This window comes from Planktotalea sp., from assembly GCF_049680325.1.
In the GTDB taxonomy this organism is placed as follows: domain Bacteria; phylum Pseudomonadota; class Alphaproteobacteria; order Rhodobacterales; family Rhodobacteraceae; genus Planktotalea.
This window is the reverse complement of sequence record NZ_JBAUHO010000345.1, coordinates 1-18,679: the sequence shown is the minus strand read 5'-3', so window position 1 is coordinate 18,679 and position 18,679 is coordinate 1. Positions and strand designations below refer to the sequence as shown.

At 55.3% G+C, this 18,679-nt stretch carries 21 protein-coding genes; 15 read left to right on the top strand and 6 right to left on the bottom strand.

Going from position 1 to position 18,679, the window contains the following annotated elements:
• On the bottom strand, positions 1 to 582 hold a 582-nt coding region (locus tag WBC85_RS15325; protein WP_424439194.1), incomplete at its 3' end, for an oligosaccharide flippase family protein.
• Positions 579 to 1,421: a glycosyltransferase family 2 protein gene (locus WBC85_RS15320; RefSeq protein WP_424439191.1), complete on the bottom strand. Its 843-nt coding sequence runs from the start codon at positions 1,419 to 1,421 to the stop codon at positions 579 to 581. The genes WBC85_RS15320 and WBC85_RS15325, both read right to left, overlap by 4 nt.
• A 146-nt stretch (positions 1,422 to 1,567) precedes the next feature.
• Here WBC85_RS15320 and epsE point away from each other — a divergent pair, with 146 nt between their 5' ends.
• Positions 1,568 to 2,782, top strand: coding sequence for an exopolysaccharide biosynthesis GT4 family glycosyltransferase EpsE (gene epsE, locus WBC85_RS15315; RefSeq protein WP_424439187.1), 1,215 nt, complete (start codon positions 1,568 to 1,570; stop codon positions 2,780 to 2,782).
• On the opposite strand, the gene WBC85_RS15310 is transcribed toward epsE, so the two are convergent.
• A complete protein-coding gene (locus tag WBC85_RS15310; RefSeq protein WP_424439184.1) occupies positions 2,779 to 5,724 on the bottom strand; it encodes a calcium-binding protein in 2,946 nt (981 codons plus the stop codon). The two genes, epsE and WBC85_RS15310, sit on opposite strands and share 4 nt — an antisense overlap.
• 64 nt (positions 5,725 to 5,788) lie before the next feature.
• Positions 5,789 to 7,144 (bottom strand): FliI/YscN family ATPase, encoded by a 1,356-nt coding sequence (locus WBC85_RS15305; protein ID WP_424439181.1) that lies wholly within the window; start codon positions 7,142 to 7,144, stop codon positions 5,789 to 5,791.
• Positions 7,145 to 7,242: 98 nt separating this feature from the next.
• On the opposite strand from WBC85_RS15305, the gene WBC85_RS15300 reads away from it, so the two are divergent.
• Genes WBC85_RS15300 through WBC85_RS15260 form a run of 9 tightly spaced genes read left to right on the top strand, consistent with a single transcriptional unit; the run spans position 7,243 to position 11,866 of the window.
• A complete protein-coding gene (locus tag WBC85_RS15300; protein ID WP_424439178.1) occupies positions 7,243 to 7,644 on the top strand; it encodes a FlgB family protein in 402 nt (133 codons plus the stop codon).
• Positions 7,645 to 7,668: 24 nt separating this feature from the next.
• On the top strand, positions 7,669 to 8,049 hold the full coding sequence (gene flgC / locus WBC85_RS15295) for a flagellar basal body rod protein FlgC (RefSeq protein ID WP_424439175.1): 381 nt from the start codon (positions 7,669 to 7,671) through the stop codon (positions 8,047 to 8,049).
• Positions 8,050 to 8,080: 31 nt separating this feature from the next.
• Positions 8,081 to 8,374, top strand: coding sequence for a flagellar hook-basal body complex protein FliE (fliE, locus tag WBC85_RS15290; protein WP_424439172.1), 294 nt, complete (start codon positions 8,081 to 8,083; stop codon positions 8,372 to 8,374).
• A 3-nt stretch (positions 8,375 to 8,377) separates the two neighbouring features.
• Positions 8,378 to 8,644, top strand: a complete 267-nt coding sequence (locus WBC85_RS15285; protein ID WP_424439170.1) for a flagellar biosynthetic protein FliQ — start codon at positions 8,378 to 8,380, stop codon at positions 8,642 to 8,644.
• A gap of 10 nt (positions 8,645 to 8,654) precedes the next feature.
• Positions 8,655 to 9,368, top strand: a complete 714-nt coding sequence (locus WBC85_RS15280) for a flagellar hook-basal body complex protein (RefSeq protein WP_424439167.1) — start codon at positions 8,655 to 8,657, stop codon at positions 9,366 to 9,368.
• Between the two features lie 19 nt (positions 9,369 to 9,387).
• Positions 9,388 to 10,173, top strand: a complete 786-nt coding sequence (gene flgG, locus WBC85_RS15275; protein WP_424439164.1) for a flagellar basal-body rod protein FlgG — start codon at positions 9,388 to 9,390, stop codon at positions 10,171 to 10,173.
• Positions 10,173 to 10,592 carry a flagellar basal body P-ring formation chaperone FlgA gene (gene flgA, locus WBC85_RS15270; RefSeq protein ID WP_424439161.1) on the top strand — a complete coding sequence of 140 codons (420 nt, stop codon included), beginning with the start codon at positions 10,173 to 10,175 and terminating at the stop codon, positions 10,590 to 10,592. The genes flgG and flgA overlap by 1 nt, the downstream gene beginning before the upstream one ends.
• A gap of 15 nt (positions 10,593 to 10,607) precedes the next feature.
• Positions 10,608 to 11,333: a flagellar basal body L-ring protein FlgH gene (flgH, locus tag WBC85_RS15265; protein ID WP_424439159.1), complete on the top strand. Its 726-nt coding sequence runs from the start codon at positions 10,608 to 10,610 to the stop codon at positions 11,331 to 11,333.
• A gap of 11 nt (positions 11,334 to 11,344) precedes the next feature.
• Positions 11,345 to 11,866, top strand: coding sequence for a flagellar basal body-associated FliL family protein (locus WBC85_RS15260; protein WP_424439156.1), 522 nt, complete (start codon positions 11,345 to 11,347; stop codon positions 11,864 to 11,866).
• Positions 11,867 to 11,873: 7 nt separating this feature from the next.
• On the opposite strand, the gene WBC85_RS15255 is transcribed toward WBC85_RS15260, so the two are convergent.
• Both WBC85_RS15255 and WBC85_RS15250 read right to left on the bottom strand, forming a co-directional pair.
• On the bottom strand, positions 11,874 to 12,485 hold the full coding sequence (locus WBC85_RS15255) for an enoyl-CoA hydratase/isomerase family protein (protein WP_424439153.1): 612 nt from the start codon (positions 12,483 to 12,485) through the stop codon (positions 11,874 to 11,876).
• Complete coding sequence (locus WBC85_RS15250) at positions 12,482 to 13,234, bottom strand: SDR family oxidoreductase (protein ID WP_424439150.1); 753 nt, start codon at positions 13,232 to 13,234, stop codon at positions 12,482 to 12,484. The genes WBC85_RS15255 and WBC85_RS15250 overlap by 4 nt, the downstream gene beginning before the upstream one ends.
• 119 nt (positions 13,235 to 13,353) lie before the next feature.
• On the opposite strand from WBC85_RS15250, the gene WBC85_RS15245 reads away from it, so the two are divergent.
• The 5 genes from WBC85_RS15245 (at position 13,354) to WBC85_RS15225 (ending at position 18,614) form a co-directional block, all read left to right on the top strand.
• Positions 13,354 to 14,874, top strand: a complete 1,521-nt coding sequence (locus WBC85_RS15245) for a DUF2125 domain-containing protein (protein WP_424439147.1) — start codon at positions 13,354 to 13,356, stop codon at positions 14,872 to 14,874.
• A gap of 113 nt (positions 14,875 to 14,987) precedes the next feature.
• Entirely contained in the window at positions 14,988 to 16,334 is a 1,347-nt protein-coding gene (locus WBC85_RS15240; RefSeq protein WP_424439144.1) for a TldD/PmbA family protein, read from the top strand.
• On the top strand, positions 16,321 to 17,103 hold the full coding sequence (locus tag WBC85_RS15235) for a 3'(2'),5'-bisphosphate nucleotidase CysQ (RefSeq protein ID WP_424439141.1): 783 nt from the start codon (positions 16,321 to 16,323) through the stop codon (positions 17,101 to 17,103). The genes WBC85_RS15240 and WBC85_RS15235 overlap by 14 nt, the downstream gene beginning before the upstream one ends.
• A gap of 46 nt (positions 17,104 to 17,149) precedes the next feature.
• On the top strand, positions 17,150 to 17,392 hold the full coding sequence (locus WBC85_RS15230; protein ID WP_424439138.1) for a DUF4170 domain-containing protein: 243 nt from the start codon (positions 17,150 to 17,152) through the stop codon (positions 17,390 to 17,392).
• A 7-nt stretch (positions 17,393 to 17,399) separates the two neighbouring features.
• On the top strand, positions 17,400 to 18,614 hold the full coding sequence (locus WBC85_RS15225; protein WP_424439135.1) for a 3-deoxy-D-manno-octulosonic acid transferase: 1,215 nt from the start codon (positions 17,400 to 17,402) through the stop codon (positions 18,612 to 18,614).
• The last annotated feature ends 65 nt before the right edge of the window (positions 18,615 to 18,679 follow it).

Genomic DNA, 18,679 nt, shown 5'->3' with positions numbered 1-18,679 from the left:
TTGCACTAACGAGCTGATAATGCTTGAAAACACCAGCGCCCAAACAGATTGGGTCAAGTAGGCAAGAACGACAGCACTGATGATGCCCGACACCTGAGTGACGATGTCGATTGTCGTGACGCGGCCTAGTTGAAGGTGCCTGTTTGCCAGCATCAACCGTGTCGGATTAAGGCCTTGAATAACAAGTGTGAACGCCGCGACTGGCAACAATTGCATCAATTGTTCTTCGCCATAAATCAGCGCCATTGGATAGGCGAGCATGCTTGCAGCGAGCCACAAAAGCACGCCGCGCCCGGCCTGAATTGTCCAGGCGGTGTTCAGGAAACGTGGATCATCCCCACGTTTGCTTTGCATAATCGCGGGGCCAACCCCGACGTCGGAAAACTGATATAGGCCTTGGATAAAGACCATGACCAAGGCCATCATGCCAAAGGCTTCGGGGAACAACAGCCGCGTCAGAATCAGGTTCGACGCAAGGCGAATAATTTGCGATGCACCAAAGCCACCCACAGTAAGAACCGAGCTACGCATCGCCCGTGCACGCAGATTGGAACCTTGGAAAAGGGCGGAGAGTTTTCTCATCGCCCACGGTCCCAAGCTGCATCCTTTGCTGGAACAAGTTTCACCGTAACAGCGACGAGCCCATATATGAAAACGCCGATTGGGTGTCTTAAAGCAGCTTTCAGAATCGCCAGCGGCGCAAAGCGCGTTTTCGCATCATTAACCAGTAATTCCGGGAATTTGTGTTCCAGCTCATCCACGCCCGCGTTTTGCCGTCGGCGCACCCGGATCAAATTACCAAGGCCCTCGACAAGCGGCCAATCATAGCGCGCGCTTACTTGCTTGCGCTCGCCGGGGGCAAAGTTAAGGCGCGCGAATGTGTCATCGGAAATGATTGCCGGCCACTTGGCCCAGCGCGCGCGACCCGCCTTGTTCATCGCGAAATAACCGCATCCTGGCGCGATTTGCTTCATAAACGGCGTTTGCAAATAAAACGTAGCATAGGCACGTGTTATCCAGCTTTTGGAGCGGCTTATACAGACTGTTCCGCTCGCATATCGTGGTGAAGTGTTGTGCAGCGCCGCTACTGTTTCAGCCAGCAGCTTGGGGCTGACGACCACATCGGCGTCCAGATAGGCAAGTGCAGGTGCCTTGGCGATCGCCTCACCTGCATTCAACGCGGCAAGTTTGCTGCCTTGCTCAAGCTCTATCACGTCAAGGCGCCAGCCACGTTTCGTGGCCTGCGGTTCAAATCCGCGTGCCAGATTAGCAGTGTCATCGCTGCACCCGTTTGGCACCACAATGATCTGAACCGCCGCGTTATCGCCAAACGGTTCGGACGCCATTATGGCGTTCAGGCACTCTTGAATATGCGCCGCTTCATTGTTTGCTGGTAAAATTAGGCTTAGGGCGGTGGTCACGATGTTAAACTCCGAACGCATCGGTCAAATTATGAACAACTTTTCATGTCATTGGGCCAAGAGTGCCTTGTCCTCAAGGCTTCTACGTACTCTGATACCGCTAGTGGTTCAATTTGTTGAAATTATGTCTGCCGGGGCGATGCTTTATGAACACCAATAGCAATCTACGCTTGGGCTACTTAGTTCCACAATTTCCGGGCCAAACGCACATCTTCTTTTGGCGCGAGATCGCAGAACTTGAAGAACGCGGCGTCGATATTCATCTGCTTAGCACACAGCCGCCACCCGCTGGATTGATTGCCCATGAGTGGTCGGCCAAAGCGATGGAACGCACAACCTATCTGGCGTCCAAGAACCCGTTTTCGATGATGCGCGCTGCTATGCATCAACCTTGGTATAGGTTTGCGCAGCAGATACGCATCGATGGGCTTTCCGTTGCCCGCGACATTGCGATTTGCCTGCCCGCAGCTAAGCGATTGTTGGCGTATGCCCGCAGGAATGCGCTCGATCATATTCACGTCCATTCCTGCGCACGCGCGGCGCTGATCGCAGCGATGTGCAGACATATGGGCGGGCCAACGTTTAGCGTCACTTTGCACGGGCCGATGTCGGACTACGGGCGTGGCCAGCCCCTAAAGTGGCGCGACGCCAGTTTTGCGACGATCATCACGCGAAAACTAGAGGCCGAAGCACGCGATGAACTTGGCGGCGCTATGCCTAAGAAAATCTATATCCGGCCAATGGGCGTTGATACAGATGTCCTGAAACGGGACGCCCCCTATACGCCCCCACGAGACAGAGAGTCGCTGCGCATTTTCAGCTGCGCGCGTCTGAATGTGGTTAAAGGCCATCAGGACGCAATGGAAGCTGTGCGTCTTTTGCGTGCGCGCGGCGTGAATGCGGAACTAGAGATCGCGGGCGAAGATGATGCAGGCGGTTCGGGTTACCGCAAAGTGCTTGAAGCGCGCATAGCCGAGTTGGGGCTAACGGAGCATGTCCGTCTGCTTGGGGCGATTGACGCGACGGCCGTAAAAGCCAAGCTGCTGAACGCGCATCTATTCGTGCTTGCTTCTTGGCACGAACCCCTGGGCGTTGCCTATATGGAAGCCATGAGCTGCGGCGTGCCAACGATTGGCACCGATTCAGGCGGCGTGCCGGAAATGATTACCAGCGGCGAAACAGCTATTCTGGTGCCGCCAAAAGCGCCTGAGCAGCTTGCTGACGCGATCGAAGGCCTAAGCCAGAACACAGCCGAGCTGAATAGGCTAAGTCACGCTGGTCGCGCTCATATAGTCGCGCATTTTCGGGCTTCGAAAGGGGCGGAAACGCTGATCGAAGGGGTCAAATCTACGCGGGGTTAGCGCAGATCTTCGACCATGATGGCCAGGTCTTCATCCGCTTCGAACCAAAGCATTTCGACACTGTGCAAATCTGCATCAACAAAATTGCTGCGCACGCGAATACCGTTTTCGGTTCTGGAAAACGTATAGGACGACGGCCCCCCCGGCAGCAGCGCGGCATCAATGCCGTCACCGCCAAGCAACTTATCAATACCGCCCATTGGTTGAAGCACGTCATCGCCATCACGGCCGACAAGAACATCTGCCTGCCGCGTGCCTTTGATTTCATTTGCCTCGCCATCCCCAACGATTATGCGCCCGCCCTCAAAGGCACTTGGCAGGCGCTCTTCCCACCACGCGGCGGTATTCGCGTTGAAATCCATCAAGGCATCCCAGCGCGGGTTTTCATCCTGCAAGTGGCGCAGCGCGCCCCAACTGCCATATTGGCTAGGCTTGGCCACATCGACAAAGGCATTGAACAAAGTGCCCTTCGCATTTTTCCAGCCCTTTAGAATATCAGTATAAAGGCCAGCCATTTGCGGCGAGTAGTTGAATTGTTTGAAAAATTCGATCAGCGTTTCATTCGCAGACCATTCACCGCTTACCGCGACATGGGTGCCACCTTCATACATCACAAGGCGTAGCCCGTGATCTTCGGCGACCTGCGCTTGTTGCGGGAAAATCACCTCGATCAACTCTTTAACCGAACCCTCGCGCAGGGCTTGATCGACCCGCTTGTTTGCCGCGTCAAATTTGTGCACGGCGATATAGCTATCGCGCTCCGCACCATTTAACCCTTTGACCGAGGCATCATTTTCGGCAAGCTGCACGCTTTCTTCGATCCAGCCAAGCACTGCTGGCGCTTGTTCGTCGCTGCCCATCTCATACCCGAAATAGCCTGTAATCGCATAATCGGTGAAATAGACGTATGGCGGCCAATTTTTGTCAGGATCCTCTTCCACCCATAGCGGCGCATTCAGCGACGACTCTTCCAGCCCCAACCAACCTGTGTGCGTGCCAACAACCGTCGCAAGCCGTTCCGAAGCATCCGTTCCAAAAACATCTGCCCAAATCTGCGCCATCTGAGCAGAGCGCATGCCGTAAAACTGCATCCATGCATCATCGCCAGCCTTGCGGCCCCATCGTTTTTTCGCCTGTTCCTGCGCGTAGACCGCTTGTGGGAAAATGAAGTTCCAAACCTCGTTTGAGAATTCGACATAGGCGCGCAAATCCTTGCGCAGCGTGGCTTGCGTGAGTTCTGCGAAGCTACGGAAATACTCATCATCCGCCATATGCGGCATGTTGAACCAAGGATCGGCACCGACCAGATTGGCCAGTTCGATCATTACCTCAGCAGGAACACCACGCCGAATGAAAGTGTAGTCCTGCACCGAAGCACGCTTGTCCCAGGTGCTGGAAATCGAACCATTGGTCGACATCCAGTCCATGAACCGCAGCGAGCGCAAATTTTCGATCCGCGCAAGCCAATCGGGATTGAACGTTACACCGGCCGCAACCAGTTCGGCATCGCTTGCCCGAAACACTTTGATATTGCGGATGTAATCGTCTGGATCGGTCTTGGTGATTGCGATCGAAACCAGTCCCTCGCCCGGCGTGTAATCAAAGCTGATCTCGTCGGCGCTTCGGCGCACGTTCTTGGCAAGCCCTCCGATATCAAGGTTGCCTTGCCCGTCGTAAGTCACCAGATAGCGCCCTTTGAGCGCGCTGGCCTCGACGGGTTGGTCGGTCAGAATGAACGCTTCCAAAGCGCGTGCGCCGTCTGGCAATCTTTTCGGCCAGCCGAATTCGTCAAGATATCCACCTGCTTCGATCGCGCCCGATTCAAACGCACCCCATTGATCGCCTTTGTGGCCAACCCACGGGCGCGCGGTCTTCATCAAATCAAGGAATGGGTGCTGCACCGACCAATCGGCAATTCCGTTCAGCCCCATTGCGAGCGATGGATTACTAACGGGTGCCTGATAAGCAACTGACGTGACAGCTTCACCGCCTTCAGACATTGTGGCCAGCGCGCTTTGCTCAGTATCGTTTGTCGTCGTCGGCTTTGCATTGAAGGCCTCCACCCGCTGCCAAATCGCATCGCGCACCATCGGGAAGGTTGCGCGTAATTCTGGGGCGATACTGCTGGGCGGGCGGAATCCGTCTGGCAACGGTTCGTTGTAGATGGTGTTATAGGCGACCATCGCCGCCATAAGATAAAGCGCCGAAGTGCCATGAGGCGCATCATCAACGTAGAAGGTTTCAGCAGGCAGTTCTGCCAATGCGGTTTCCATCATGACCGAAGACAGAACACGCGAGATCGGCATGAGCGTCACTTCACGCTCTGGCACAGCGGCGGCCAGGCCAGCGGTAAAGGCATCATACCACTCGGCATAGTCACCCGTCGCGAAGGAATGATAGGCCTTCAAACCATTTGCATTGGGAGGAAAGCTTCCTGCCACGCCCGCCATTTCAGGCCAGCCTTCGTAAATGTAGAATGCCAGATTAGGGTCTGCTTCGCTTGCCCAGCTTACAACGGCAGCACCCGCATCAATCGGAGATAAGTTTTCCGCGTTCTCACCGTCAAACGGAGCATCTGGTGTTTGATACTGTATAAAGTTCGCAGGTACGATCCATAGATTGCTTAGACCCGCATCCTGAAACGCGACGCGCTCGCTATTCCATGCCTCTTTGACTTCTTTGAACGACCAATTCGGCTGGGGTGGAAGCGAGCGCATAAAGTCTCGTAAGAACCCCCACTGGCCACTGAGTTTGAACTCATGACCTGCCTCCCGGGCGATAAGCGAAAGCCAATGCGGAACTGTCGTTTCGTCACTCTCGCTCAGATGATGCACAAGGGAGTTACCAAAAACATAGGCACGCTCGCTCTTTTCCTGCGCCATGCCAATATTTGCACATAATGCTGAAATCGCCAGCGTAACCGCTGCTAGCCCCTTACTCACACCTGAAACCATTGTTTCGCACTCCTGCCGCGCCTTTTGTTTGGAATATAGAAGGCTGCGCCACTTATGCTAGGGGAATAGGGCCACTTGGCTCCAATGCGCCCGCCTTTCTGAGGATAAGTTCAAGGCGCTGAAAGCTATTGCCCACCCCAAGCCGTTCTGGTGTTGCGATAAAACGGTCCAGTTCGGGAAAAGCTTTTACCGCGATGTCCAGCACTGGATCACTCCCCGCGCTATACAGACCCGCGCGGATCATCATCGCGCTTTCATCATAGCTGCCTAACAAACGGCGCGCAGTAGCGATCAGTGCATTTTCTTTTTCGTTTGCCGCCTCGGGCAGACTGCGCGACACAGAACGCACGACGTCGATCGCGGGATAGCGCCCACGTTCGGCAATAGCCCGGTCCAGAATAACATGCCCGTCCAATACGCCGCGCATTATGTCCGCAATCGGTTCCTCCATGTCAGACCCTGCAACCAGCACCGAGAAAATCGCTGTGATGTCTCCACGTCCTTCGAGACCCGGTCCCGCGCGCTCGCAGAGGGACATAACCGTGTGGGCGGTAGAGGCAGGATACCCGCGCAAACTGGCCGCTTCTCCGCTGGCGAGCGCAATCTCGCGATGCGCCTCGGCAAAGCGCGTGATGGAGTCCGCCAGAAGCAGAACATGCTTGCCTTGATCGCGGAAATGTTCAGCTACGCTCATAGCGCTCAAAGCACAGCGCCGCCGCAAAAGCGGACTTTGATCCGACGTTGCTGCAACCACAACTGTGCGTGCCATTCCCTTTGTGCCTAGCACGTTCTCGACAAAGTTTCGCAACTCGCGGCCACGCTCGCCGACGAGTGCGATCACGATGACATCTGCCTGCATATGCTCGGCAAAATGGGCGAGCAATGATGACTTGCCGACACCGGACCCCGCGAAAAGGCCAACGCGTTGACCCCGAACCATTGGCAAAAGCGTATTGAAGACCCCCATAGAAGTTTCCAGCCGCGCACCCAAAGCACGCCGCTTTGCAGGATTCGGCGCGCTGCCCTGAACGGCACGCTCCATTGGCCCGCGAGGCAGGAAATAGCCATCCATTGGTGCGCCCGATGCATCAACTATGCGCCCGATCCAAGCATCGCTCGGCGCGATTTTCAGCGCGCCGGAAAGCAACACTTCATCGCCGATAGAAACCCCATCAAGCGGCGCATCGGGCAGCACAATAGTTTCGGTTTTCGAAAGGCTTAGAACCTCGCCACCCAAACGGTTTCCCGAGCTTGCGAAGAGGTTTATCAAGTCCCCGACTTGCGCAATTCCGGCAATCCCTTCGACGTGAACCAGACCCGCACCGACATGGATTACGCGGCCGAAGGGGCGGCTCGCATGAATGCGGCGCATATCTTGCAGCAAACCTTCAAGTGCACGTGTTGTCATCAAACTCTCCTCAAATCCCATGAAAACTTTTTCTAAAGGAATCAGGGTTAAGCCTTGGTTGAAGCGAGACAGATTTATTTCGACGGAGCCTTAACACCATGTTTCAGAAACTCGGGATTTTCCAAATGGCCCACGCCATGGCGACACACGCGGGGCGATTGCAGGTGGTGACGGCCCAGAACATGGCAAACGCTGACACCCCCGGTTTTAAGGCAAAAAGCTTGACGCCCTTCAAGGACACGCTGCGCACTTCAGGAACAGGAACCGCCCAGCGCGCGACGCGCAGTGGTCATCTTAACGGCGCCGCGCCTGATGGCCCTGTTGCAATACCGGCAAGGATTATTCTGGACGAAGCAGCGCAAAGCGATCCGAATGGCAACTCTGTCGCGATTGAGGATGAAATCCTGCGCTCGGTCGAGGCCAAGCGCCAACATGATCGCGCGCTGGCGATCTATCGCTCGTCCATGAATATTTTGCGTACCTCTATCGGGCGCACATAAAGCCGCCTTTCGAAAGGATTAAATATGAATGATTTTTCACAAGCACTGTCGATTGCAAGCAGCGGCCTCAAGGCACAATCAGGGCGTTTGCGCCATGTCTCTGAAAACATCGCGAACGCAGATACGCCCGGATATCACCGCAAGGTTGTGAGTTTTGATCTGTCCGCTGACACGGGCGAAGTCTCGCTCGGGCGCATGACACTTGATCCGGCAGAGCTGCGTGAGATTTACGATCCATCACATCCATTGGCGAATGAAACAGGTCACTATGACGGGTCAAACGTCGAGCTGATTATCGAAATCGCCGACGCGCGTGAAGCCCAGCGCAGCTACGAGGCCAATCTGAAAATGCTCGATCAAGCGCGGCAAATGTCGAGCAGCTTGATGGATCTTCTACGCCGATAATTCCCAAAACCTCCACGGAAGGAGAAACCCCATGGACGTTAAATCCCTTTTTGCCACTCAGCGCTACGCGGCCAGCAAACCCGCGACCGACCCGACAGGGTCCGGGCAGCCAAACGTGGCGGACAGTTTCGCCGAAACCTTGAAAGACTTTTCCACCACGCTCGCCGAAAGCGAAAGCATCGCCAAAGCTGCAATGACAGGTGATGCAGATCCCCATGCGCTGGTGCAAGCGTTGGCACAGACCGAACTGGCCGTCGAAGCTGCGGTAACAGTGCGCAATAAAGTGGTCGAAGCCTATCAGGAAATCCTGAGAATGCCGGTCTAAGCCATGCGTGAAGCCGTCTTTTTTGACACGTTGCAACACGGGCTTTGGGTCGCAGTCGTCATGTCCATTCCGATCCTTAGCGCGGCCTTGGTCGCTGGAGTGATCGTCGGCCTGTTACAAGCGCTAACATCCGTTCAGGAAATGACGCTCACTTTCGTTCCTAAACTGGGGGCAATCGTCGTCGTGTTCTGGATGACAATGAATTTCATGACACAAACGCTGGTTACCTATTTCCAAGGTTCCATCGTCCCGCAAATCATCGGAGGTTGAAAATCCACTCATGGAAAATGCAAGCTATACAACGCTCTCCCGTCAGTCCGGCCTCATGCGAGAGATGAGCGTCATCGCCAACAACATCGCCAATGCAAACACCACGGGCTATCGACAGGAGGGCATTGTTTTCTCGGAATTTATTCGGAGCATTGAAGATGCCCCTTCTCTTTCAATGGCGAGCGCACGTGCCCGGGCAACATCGTTGCAGCCAGGGACCATGACCCAGACAGGTGGTTCACTTGATCTGGCAATTGACGGACAAGGATTCTTTTTAATCAACACCCCTAACGGGGATCGCCTCAGCCGCGCAGGACATTTCATGCCAAACGCCCAGGGTGATCTGGTGACCGCAGATGGCCATCCCGTTCTTGACGCGGGCGGCGCACCCTTGTTTGTACCCGGCGGTGCCGCCAACATTTCCGTCGCCCCAGATGGCACCCTTAGCGCCGATGGCCAGCTTTTGGGTCAAGTCGGCATCGTCAAGCCCAGCGCAGGTACACAAATCGTGCGCGACGACGGGGTCCATTTTCGTGCAGACGGTCCGATTGAGCCCAGCTTTGACGCACGTGTGCGACAGGGTTTCCTTGAAGGGTCAAACGTTGATCCAATGACCCAGATCGCGCGCATGATCGAAGTGCAACGCGCCTACGAAATGGGCCAGAGCTTTGCCGAGTCCGAGAACGAGCGCATCCGCAACGCAATGCGCACAATCATTAAATAACCAGAACAAAGAGGCAACAATGAGAGCATTAAAGATCGCAGCAACAGGGATGAGCGCCCAGCAAATGCGGGTCGAGGTCATCTCCAACAACCTCGCCAACATGAGCACCACTGGCTACAATGCACGGCGCGCTGAATTCGCTGATCTACACTATCAACAGATGTCGCGGGCAGGCACGATCAACGCATCTGACGGCACTGTTTTGCCAACAGGTGTGCAACTTGGCCTTGGCGTGCGTCCTGCGTCGGTGTCGGTTTACCTGTCGCAAGGTTCACTTTCCGCCACCAACAGCGATCTTGATATCGCGATCGACGGGCAAGGCTATTTCGAAGTCACGCTCCCGTCTGGCGCATCGGCCTATACCCGCGACGGTGGACTAAAGCGTAATGCGGAGGGCTTGATCGTTACAAATGATGGGTTTCCAGTAGTGCCCGAAGTCGTGATCCCGACAGAAGCAAAAAGCGTCTCGATCAATGGCGATGGAGAGGTTTTCGCCTATTTCGATGAGGCCGCTGAAGCGCAGCTTTTGGGTCAGATCACGCTTGCAGGCTTCACCAATGCAAAGGGACTGGAGGCCATCGGGAGCAATCTTTTTCTTGAAACCGAGGCCTCGGGGCCATCTCAGGTCACCACGCCGGGAACCGATGGGCTTGGCACATTACGCCAGGGATATCTTGAGGACAGCTCGGTCGACGCGGTGCGCGAAGTAACCGAATTGATCGAAGCCCAACGCGGGTATGAATTGAACGCCAAGGTCATCACGGCCGCCGATCAAATGCTCGGCGCGACAACGCAGATCCGCTAATGCGTATTCTGATCGCCCTTTGCCTTGCCCTGTTCGCGCTGCCTTTACGCGCAGATATCGCTGTTCCAACACGCAACATTCGCCCCGGCGATATCCTGCGCGACAGTGACGTCATGATGATCCGCGGCGAGACAGCAGATGCTTTCACAGCGATTGCGGACGTGATTGGCCTAGAGGCGCGCGTCGCGCTTTATGCGGGTCGCGCAATTCTAAGCGCGCAGGTCGAGCGCGCGGCCAGTGTAGAGCGAAACCAGATTATCGAGCTTGTCTATGTGGGCAATGGTTTGTCGATGAGCACAGAAGGGCGCGCGCTTGGGCGCGGCGCGGAGGGCCAGCGCATCCGCGTGATGAACCTTACCTCCAAGACTTCGATCTTCGGCACAATTCAAAGCGACGGCACTGTTCGTGTCACTAAATAGGAAATGCAAAAGTATATGCGTAAAATTTGTCTAATTGCTACCGCGGGTAGCCTAGCGGCCTGTACCAGTGCAGATCATATTGGCAAACCACCCTCTTTCACGCCGATGATGGAAACACGCGAACATTCGGCGATGATCTATCCTGGCCTGCCTGAAACAGTTGAACGGCATTCGATAGCGGATGCCTCTTCCTTATGGCGCGGAGATCGAAAATCGTTGCTGGGGGATCGCCGCGCCTTGCAACAGGGCGACATCATGACCGTCGTGATCGAAATTGATGACAAAGCGGAGATTTCCAATACAACGTCGCGATCACGGGATGGATCAGACGATCTGAGCATTCCTGATTTTCTTGGCGTGCCGCAGCGCGTTGTTAAGAAATGGCCTGACGGCGCGAGCCCTGACAATGCAATTGGCCTTAGCAGCTCTAGCGCGTCTAAAGGCGACGGATCGGTACGACGCAAGGAAAAACTAACGCTGCGCGTGGCAGCGACCATTGTCGAAGTCCTGCCCAATGGAGTCCTTGCAATTGAGGGCACACAAGAAGTGCGCGTGAACTTTGAAATGCGCGAATTGCTGGTGAACGGTTACGTGCGCCCCGAAGATATCTCGCGCCAGAACGAAATCACTTACGACAAGATCGCCTCGGCGCGGATTTCATATGGCGGACGCGGTCAGATCACAGACATGCAGCAACCAAGATACGGGCGTCAAATTCTTGATGCGGTTCTTCCCTTTTAAGAAAGTTCCCGATGATTAAGAAACTCTTGCCAATTGTATTGATCCTGATCTTCGGGGGCGCGGGTATCGCCGCGGGCCTGATATTAAAGCCGGAACCAAAAGAGGCGCACGCAGAGCTTGGCCCCTGCGGCGATGATCCAAATGCCGCAGGCAAAACAGCCAAGAAGGACACGCATGAAGCGGACAAACCCGAAGCACCGGAAGATGTGTCTTTTGACTACGTAAAGCTGAACAATCAGTTCATTGTGCCCGTCATCAAAAACGACACGGTTAGGTCGATTGCAATTGTGGCGCTTAGCTTGGAAGTGAAACTTGGAACGTCAGATCAAGTCTACGCTATCGAGCCCAAGCTACGCGATACTTTCTTGCAGGCACTATTCGATCACGCGAGCCTTGGCGGCTTTGATGGCGCTTTCGCAACGACAGAGAACCTGATCCGAATACGGCGCTCACTGAAAGAGCAAGCCGTCAACGTACTGGGGGACATCGTTAACGACGTGCTGATTACTGATATTGCGCGGCAGGACAACTAGGCGGCGTTCACCCAGAACAAAGCAATTTGATCTGCGCACGCAAGCTTGCGTCAGCGGCGGCACTATCTGCCGCAATTTCACGGGCATCTGCGAGCAAAGCATCTGCTTCGCAAATCCTGTCGATAAGCCCGACTGCCAAAGCCTCGGGGGCTAAGATCTTCTGCCCACCCATCAAGATCAACTTGGTCCGCGCAGGGCCAATCAATGCGCGCATCCGTGCAGGATCGGAAGGTTGCGGCAGGAAACCCAGTTTCATTACAGGATAAAAGAACTTGGCCGAAGCGACGGAAATACGCAGATCGCAGGCAAGCGCCATGCCCATCGCGCCGCCAGCCAACGTGCCATTAAGTGCGGCAATTGTCAGACAAGGTAGCGCTGCAATTGCGCCAGATAGTTCCTCCCAGATCGGTGAAACCGCAAGTCCCGCGCGCGCCTCGTCTAGATCAGCACCCGCGCTAAAGACCTTGCCATTGCCTGTCAAAATGAAAGCATCCGCACTTTGGGCGTCCTGGGCAATTCGCGTTAGCTCTTCCAACATCTTGCTGGTCAGCGAATTTGCTTTTTCAGGGCGGTTGATTGTAACGGTCCAGATGCCCTGATCTTTGGTGAGCTCAATCATGTCAGGCCGATCTGTGCGCGTATTTCTTCATCACGAAGCGATATCTCTTCGCCGAGCCAGCCATCTGCTTGGCCAGAACACATCCACAAAAGCGCTTTGGCAGGCCAGTCCGCAGGAACATGCACATCCCAATCAAGCTGGCTCACTGGATTAATGCCTGACGTCTTGATGCTGCGCTGCATCTGGGTAGCCACGGTTCCCGGCGACAGCCCCATGACCCGCAACCCACGTGCTGCATTTTCTAGATGCGCGCACCGGGTCAGCATCGCAGCGCCCGCTTTGGAACTGCAATAATGCGACCATGCTTCAATCGGATTATGTGCAGCGCCGGAGCTGACAGTAATTATCGTTCCCTGACGCGCGTTCCGCATATGCCCAAGCACCGCGCGCATTCCATTGAATACGCCTGTAAGATTGATCTCGATCGCCTTCGCCCAAGCCACTGGATCAGCGGTTGCCAAATGGCTGATTGGTTCGATCACACCCGCGTTGTTGATAAGCACATCAATGCTGCCAAACTTCGCAAGTGCCATTGAAGCAGCGCCTGTCATATCATCATAGCGCGCAACATCGCATTTGATCGCCAAAGCCTTTTCGCCAATTTTTTGCGCAAGCGCACCAATTTCCGCATCGCTACGCGCCAGCAACACAACATTCGCGCCATGCTGCGCAAAAAGCTCTGCCGTCGCTGCGCCAATACCTCGGCTCGCGCCTGTAATGAGAACGGTTTTTCCAGACATATCTTGCATGTGCCACTCCTTAACTCGGGGATTATCGCCACAATTCGATGCAACGTGTACTTCGGCTTGACGTTGCACCGAGCTAGGTCGAAGCTGCAAGTTGATTTGTTTTACAAAGGATAGGCAACATGTCGCTTCGGACTGCCATTTATAGCACAACTTCTCTCGTATTTCTTGCAAGCAGCGCCGCCGCAGACGTGACTGCCAATGATATCTGGGCCGATTGGAAATCGTACCTGTCCGGCTTTGGTTATAGTGTCGATGCACAGGAATCGATGTCCGGCGATACGCTGACAGTCACAGATCTCAACATGACTGTCCCAATGCCGGAAGGCACCGGCAGCTTTGCAATTACGCTAAGCAGCATAGATTTTGTCGAGAATGGCGATGGAACCGTAGATGTGGTCTTTCCCGAAGTCATGCCGATGGTATTCGCTGGCAAAGGCCCAGAGGACGAATTGGTTAAAGGCTCTATCGAGCACACGACCAAGAACATGAAAATGCGCGCCAGCGGTGTCCCCGATCAGGTCACCTATACATACACGGCCGATCAGCTTGGCATGGCGCTCACGGAATTGACTGTCGATGGCGATGCACTTCCAATGGATGCGCTGAAGGCCGAGTTTGTATCAAACAACGTCAGCGGCACATCTGTTATGGAACCCGGTGCTTTGCGGAAAATTGTTCAGGAAATGACGCTTGGCGAATCTACGTATCAGGTCAATTTTCAGGCCCCCGACAGCAGTGATGGCGTCGTTGTAAACGGCAAAATCGCGTCAATGGCGTTCAGTGGTGAAACCCTTATTCCTGAAGCGATTGATCCGCAGAACATGGCCGATGCTATGAACAAGGGCTTCGCGGTTAACGGCGGGTTTAGCTATACGGGCTCCACTGCCGAGTTTGCAGTGACCGACGGCGGCGACACGATGGGCGGGTCCAGCAGCGCTGCATCTGCCCAAATCAACGTCGCGATGAACAAGGACGCGCTTGAATACACAGGTGGCAGCAAGGACACGACGCTAAACATTATGGGCGGCGAAATTCCTTTGCCAATCGCAGTCAACTTTGGCGAGGTCGCCTTCAAACTGCTTATGCCGGTTGCCAAGGCCGAAGAGCCCAGCGACTTTGCCTTTGGCCTGACCTTGGGCGATTTCGAAACATCTGAAGATCTGTGGTCGATGTTGGACCCGGGAAAAGTCCTGCCCCGCGATCCTGCGACAATCGCGATCGATCTCACTGGCAAAGCCAAAATGCTGTTTGATTTCTTCGATCCGGAACAAATGCAAGCCGTTGAGAATGGCGAAACTGTGCCGGCGGAACTTAATGCAGTTACGCTGAACAAACTTCTGCTTTCCATCGCAGGCGCCCAGCTTTCCGGAACGGGTGATTTCACCTTTGATAACTCTGATCTAGAGACTTTCGATGGCATGCCAAAACCAACCGGTGGCATTGATCTGTCTCTGTTGGGCGGTAACGGTTTGATGGACAAGCTGGTTCAAATGGGCCTTCTGCCGCAGGAACAGGCGATGGGCGCTCGCATGATGATGGGTCTGTTCGCCCGCCCCGGTGAAGGTGAGGACAGCCTGACATCCAAGATCGAGATCAACGCCGAAGGTCACATCTTGGCGAATGGTCAGCGCATCCAGTAAATAGGTCAAATATTAGGAAAAGGCCGCGAAAGTTTTTCGCGGCCTTTTTTGTGCGACCTTGTATCAGGGGGCGCAGCGGTCTACCTCCAGTGCAACCTGATCGCGGAGCAAAAATGTCCCAATCCCTAGAAGAGCTGACACATGCCCTTATGTTCGCCGCTAAAAAAGCTGGCGCAGATGCCGTAGATGCTATGGCCGTCAAAGGCACTGCGCTTTCCATCGACGTGCGCAACGGCGTGTTAGAACAAGCGGAACGTTCTGAAGGGATCGATATTGGTTTAAGGGTTTTCACCAATGGGCGGCAGGCCTGTGTCTCCTCCTCGAATACGTCCGAGCAAACCATCGAAGCCATGTGCGAGCGCGCGATAGCAATGGCGCGCGAAGCCCCCGAAGACCCCTACGCGGGCCTTGCCGATCCGGATCAATTGGCAGACATGCGCAGCGCTGAGGGGCTGGAACTATGCGACCCCACGCCAGAACCTGACCCCGCGATGCTACAAGAAGACGCGATGCGCGCCGAAGAAGCCGCGCTTGGCAAAACAGGCATAAGTCAGGTCCAATCGGCCAGCGCAGGCTATAGCGCGCGCGAAATTCATATCGCGACGAGCAATGGATTTTCGGGCGGTTACCAACGCACGGATCGCGCGGTGTCCTGCGTCGCAATTGGCGGTACAGGCGCGCAAATGGAGCGCGACTATGACGGTGACAGCCGCATTTTTCAGGCCGATCTACGCGACGCTGCCGACATTGGTGCGACAGCTGCTGAACGCGCGCTCGCCCGAATGGGTGCGCGCAAGCCCCCTACGGGCAGCTATCCAGTTCTGTTTGACGAGCGCATTTCTACGACCATTGTTGGTCACCTTTTAGCTGCCATTAACGGTGCCTCCATCGCGCGTGGTTCGTCCTGGTTGCGCGATGCTCTGGGCGCGCAGATCATGCCAGAACATCTCAGTATTATCGAAGACCCACATCGCGTACGCGTGCCCGGGTCACGGTATTTCGACGCCGAAGGCCTGCCAACGCAAAAGCGCGCGATTGTACAAAATGGCATTCTTACGGGTTGGACGCTTGACCTTGCGAACGGGCGCAAGCTGGACATGCCATCAACAGCCAACGCCGCGCGCGGCACCTCTGCGCCGCCCTCGCCAAGCAGTTGGAATATAGCAATAACACAAGGCAGCAAAAGCCGCGATGAACTGGCGCGCGATATGGGGACCGGACTTTTGGTCACTTCGATGATCGGCTCGACAATAAATGCAACAACAGGGGATTATTCGCGCGGCGCGGCCGGTTTCTGGATCGAGAACGGCGAAATAACGCATCCTGTGAATGAATGCACCATTGCGGGCAATCTGCGCGACATGCTGATGCATATGACCCCTGCAAACGATGCCCGCAGCTATCTGTCCCGCGTTGTGCCGTCTTTGTTGATCGAAGGAATGACACTTGCCGGAAACTGATCTTAGTCTATTGATCGACGCGGCGCGGGCCTCTGGCGAAATCGCCAAGCAGTTTTTTCAAAGCGATGCAAAAACCTGGGACAAGCCGGATGGCACGGGCCCTGTGACCGAAGCCGATCTGGCGGTGAACGCAATGCTCGAAGAAAAGCTGCGCGTCGCTCGGCCGGATTACGGCTGGCTTAGCGAAGAATCGCAGGACAGTCTGGATCGCCAAAGCAGGGAAAGCGTCTTCATCATCGATCCGATAGATGGAACGCGCAGTTTCATCGAAGGCGCCAAGACATGGGCCCATTCGCTGGCGATTGCGCGCGCTGGCAAAGTCACGGCCGCCGTCGTTTTGCTGCCCATGCGCGATATGATGTTTTCTGCGGGTCTTGGAACAGGTGCCCATTTGAACGGCGCTCCGATCACGGCTTCGCTGCATAAGGGCGTAAGTGGCGCTCAAATTCTCGCAGCGCGCCCGTCAATGGATGCCCGACACTGGAAAGCGGCGGAAGCCCCCGACATCAAACGCCATCACAGGCCATCGCTTGCCTACCGTTTGTCACTTGTTGCGCAGGGCTCATTTGATGCGATGTTTACCTTTCGCCCAAGCTGGGAGTGGGACATCGCGGCCGGTGCTCTCATCACGTCAGAAGCGGGTGGCTGCATAACCGACAAAACGGGTGCTGCACTAAAATTCAACGGGGTTGATCCTCGGCTCAACGGCGTTCTCGCGGCCGGTCCTGCGCTGCACTCCGAACTGCTTTCACTGCTTGCGCCTGCTTGACCACGCGGATGCAAACGATACGCTTAACTCTAGTAAAGGAATAAGCATGGTACAAAGACTTCACCTCGTATTCGGCGGCGAATTGGTCGATCCGACAAAGAACGTTTTCAAAGACGTTAACGATCTACATGTCGTCGGCATCTTTCCCGACTACGAAGCCGCCTTTAACGCTTGGAAGGCGGAAGCCCAGCGCACAGTAGACAATGCACATATGCGCTATTTCATTGCCCATCTGCACCGTTTGCGCGACGAGAATGCCGAAGCCTCTTCAACGGAAGAGCTGGGGTAAACAACGCATGGGTTCGCTCAGCCTGACCACATACAAGGCGCTCAACCGTAGCGCCAAGGCTGCGCATCAGGACCCATACAAAGAGCGTCCGAGCGGCCCATTGATTTGGGCCGTTGTGCATGATGATGCCAATGCACGCGCAGTGCTCTATTTGCTTGACCGCATGCGCATGCTGCGAGGGCCATGCAACCTGCTGCTAACCTACATCGAAAAACCGCCATACGTGCCAAGGCGCAAAGGCGTCCTGTCCTGTGTTTTGCCGATTGATACGACTGAGGCGAGCCGCGCGTTTCTGGAACACTGGCAGCCCTCATACTGCCTCTGGTTCGGCGGCGAATTGCGCCCTGTTCTTGTTGAACAAGCCCATGAGCGCGCAGTGCCTATGTCGCTGCTTTCTGCAAGCGACACATTGCTGGACCAACCGATCTGGCGCTGGCTTCCCTCGCTCGCTCGCGAAACCCTGAACGCCTTTAACAAGATCTCTGCCAAGGATGCTGGCGGGCAACGCATTTTGCGCAAGATGGACGGGGCACGCCGTGCCGTTAGTATCGACGGCTTGTTGCAAGAGACTGTTTTGCCGCCCTCTGTAAACGAAAGTGTCTTTGACGAAGTATCGCGCGATCTAAATGGCCGGCCAGTCTGGCTAGCGGCAGACGTTCAAGAAGACGAACTGGCAACTGTTCTGCAAGCCCATCGCGAGTCGATTAGAATAGCGCACAGGCTGATCCTGATCCTTGTGGCCGCAACCTTTCCAATCAGTGTCGAGGCCCGTACCGTTTTGAAGTCGCAGGGGTGGCGCGTGTGCTATTGGGAAGATGGCGATCCAATTGAAGAGGAAACGCAGATCATCTTTGTCGAAGAACCCGAAGAAATGGGTCTTTGGTTTCGCGCTTCACCGTTTTGCTTTCTGGGCAGCACGCTTAGCGCAGGACACGGTGGCAACGATCCATATGTGCCTGCCTCCCTGGGCTCAGCGATCATATACGGGCCGAACGTCGGACGTTTTACAAGCAGCTTTTCGCGGCTTGCCGCAGCGGGCGCGGCGCGTATCATCAAGGATACCGAAGGGTTATCGCGGGCAATTGTTCAATTGCTCGCAGCAGATCAGGCGGCAAGCATGGCGCATGCAGCTTGGGTCACCATTTCGGAAGGGGCCGAGGTCACCGATGCGGTGATTGACGATATTCAAGAGCATTGGGACGCGTTAGAAAGCAACGGATGAGAGCCCCCGATTTTTGGTACACGCGCCCCGATGCGCCAAACTGGCGCGCACGTTTGCTTGCTCCT

What these genes read in the sequence shown, in the direction of transcription:
- fliE (WP_424439172.1), top strand. Translation starts at nt 8,081, where the DNA reads ATGGACGTTAAATCCCTTTTTGCCACTCAGCGCTACGCGGCCAGCAAA.
- WBC85_RS15230 (WP_424439138.1), top strand. Translation starts at nt 17,150, where the DNA reads ATGGTACAAAGACTTCACCTCGTATTCGGCGGCGAATTGGTCGATCCG.
- WBC85_RS15245 (WP_424439147.1), top strand. Translation starts at nt 13,354, where the DNA reads ATGTCGCTTCGGACTGCCATTTATAGCACAACTTCTCTCGTATTTCTT.
- flgH (WP_424439159.1), top strand. Translation starts at nt 10,608, where the DNA reads ATGCGTAAAATTTGTCTAATTGCTACCGCGGGTAGCCTAGCGGCCTGT.
- WBC85_RS15250 (WP_424439150.1), bottom strand. Translation starts at nt 13,234, where the DNA reads ATGCAAGATATGTCTGGAAAAACCGTTCTCATTACAGGCGCGAGCCGA.
- WBC85_RS15305 (WP_424439181.1), bottom strand. Translation starts at nt 7,144, where the DNA reads ATGACAACACGTGCACTTGAAGGTTTGCTGCAAGATATGCGCCGCATT.
- WBC85_RS15240 (WP_424439144.1), top strand. Translation starts at nt 14,988, where the DNA reads ATGTCCCAATCCCTAGAAGAGCTGACACATGCCCTTATGTTCGCCGCT.
- flgA (WP_424439161.1), top strand. Translation starts at nt 10,173, where the DNA reads ATGCGTATTCTGATCGCCCTTTGCCTTGCCCTGTTCGCGCTGCCTTTA.
- WBC85_RS15225 (WP_424439135.1), top strand. Translation starts at nt 17,400, where the DNA reads ATGGGTTCGCTCAGCCTGACCACATACAAGGCGCTCAACCGTAGCGCC.
- WBC85_RS15285 (WP_424439170.1), top strand. Translation starts at nt 8,378, where the DNA reads ATGCGTGAAGCCGTCTTTTTTGACACGTTGCAACACGGGCTTTGGGTC.
- flgC (WP_424439175.1), top strand. Translation starts at nt 7,669, where the DNA reads ATGAATGATTTTTCACAAGCACTGTCGATTGCAAGCAGCGGCCTCAAG.
- WBC85_RS15260 (WP_424439156.1), top strand. Translation starts at nt 11,345, where the DNA reads ATGATTAAGAAACTCTTGCCAATTGTATTGATCCTGATCTTCGGGGGC.
- WBC85_RS15300 (WP_424439178.1), top strand. Translation starts at nt 7,243, where the DNA reads ATGTTTCAGAAACTCGGGATTTTCCAAATGGCCCACGCCATGGCGACA.
- WBC85_RS15280 (WP_424439167.1), top strand. Translation starts at nt 8,655, where the DNA reads ATGGAAAATGCAAGCTATACAACGCTCTCCCGTCAGTCCGGCCTCATG.
- epsE (WP_424439187.1), top strand. Translation starts at nt 1,568, where the DNA reads ATGAACACCAATAGCAATCTACGCTTGGGCTACTTAGTTCCACAATTT.
- WBC85_RS15255 (WP_424439153.1), bottom strand. Translation starts at nt 12,485, where the DNA reads ATGATTGAGCTCACCAAAGATCAGGGCATCTGGACCGTTACAATCAAC.
- flgG (WP_424439164.1), top strand. Translation starts at nt 9,388, where the DNA reads ATGAGAGCATTAAAGATCGCAGCAACAGGGATGAGCGCCCAGCAAATG.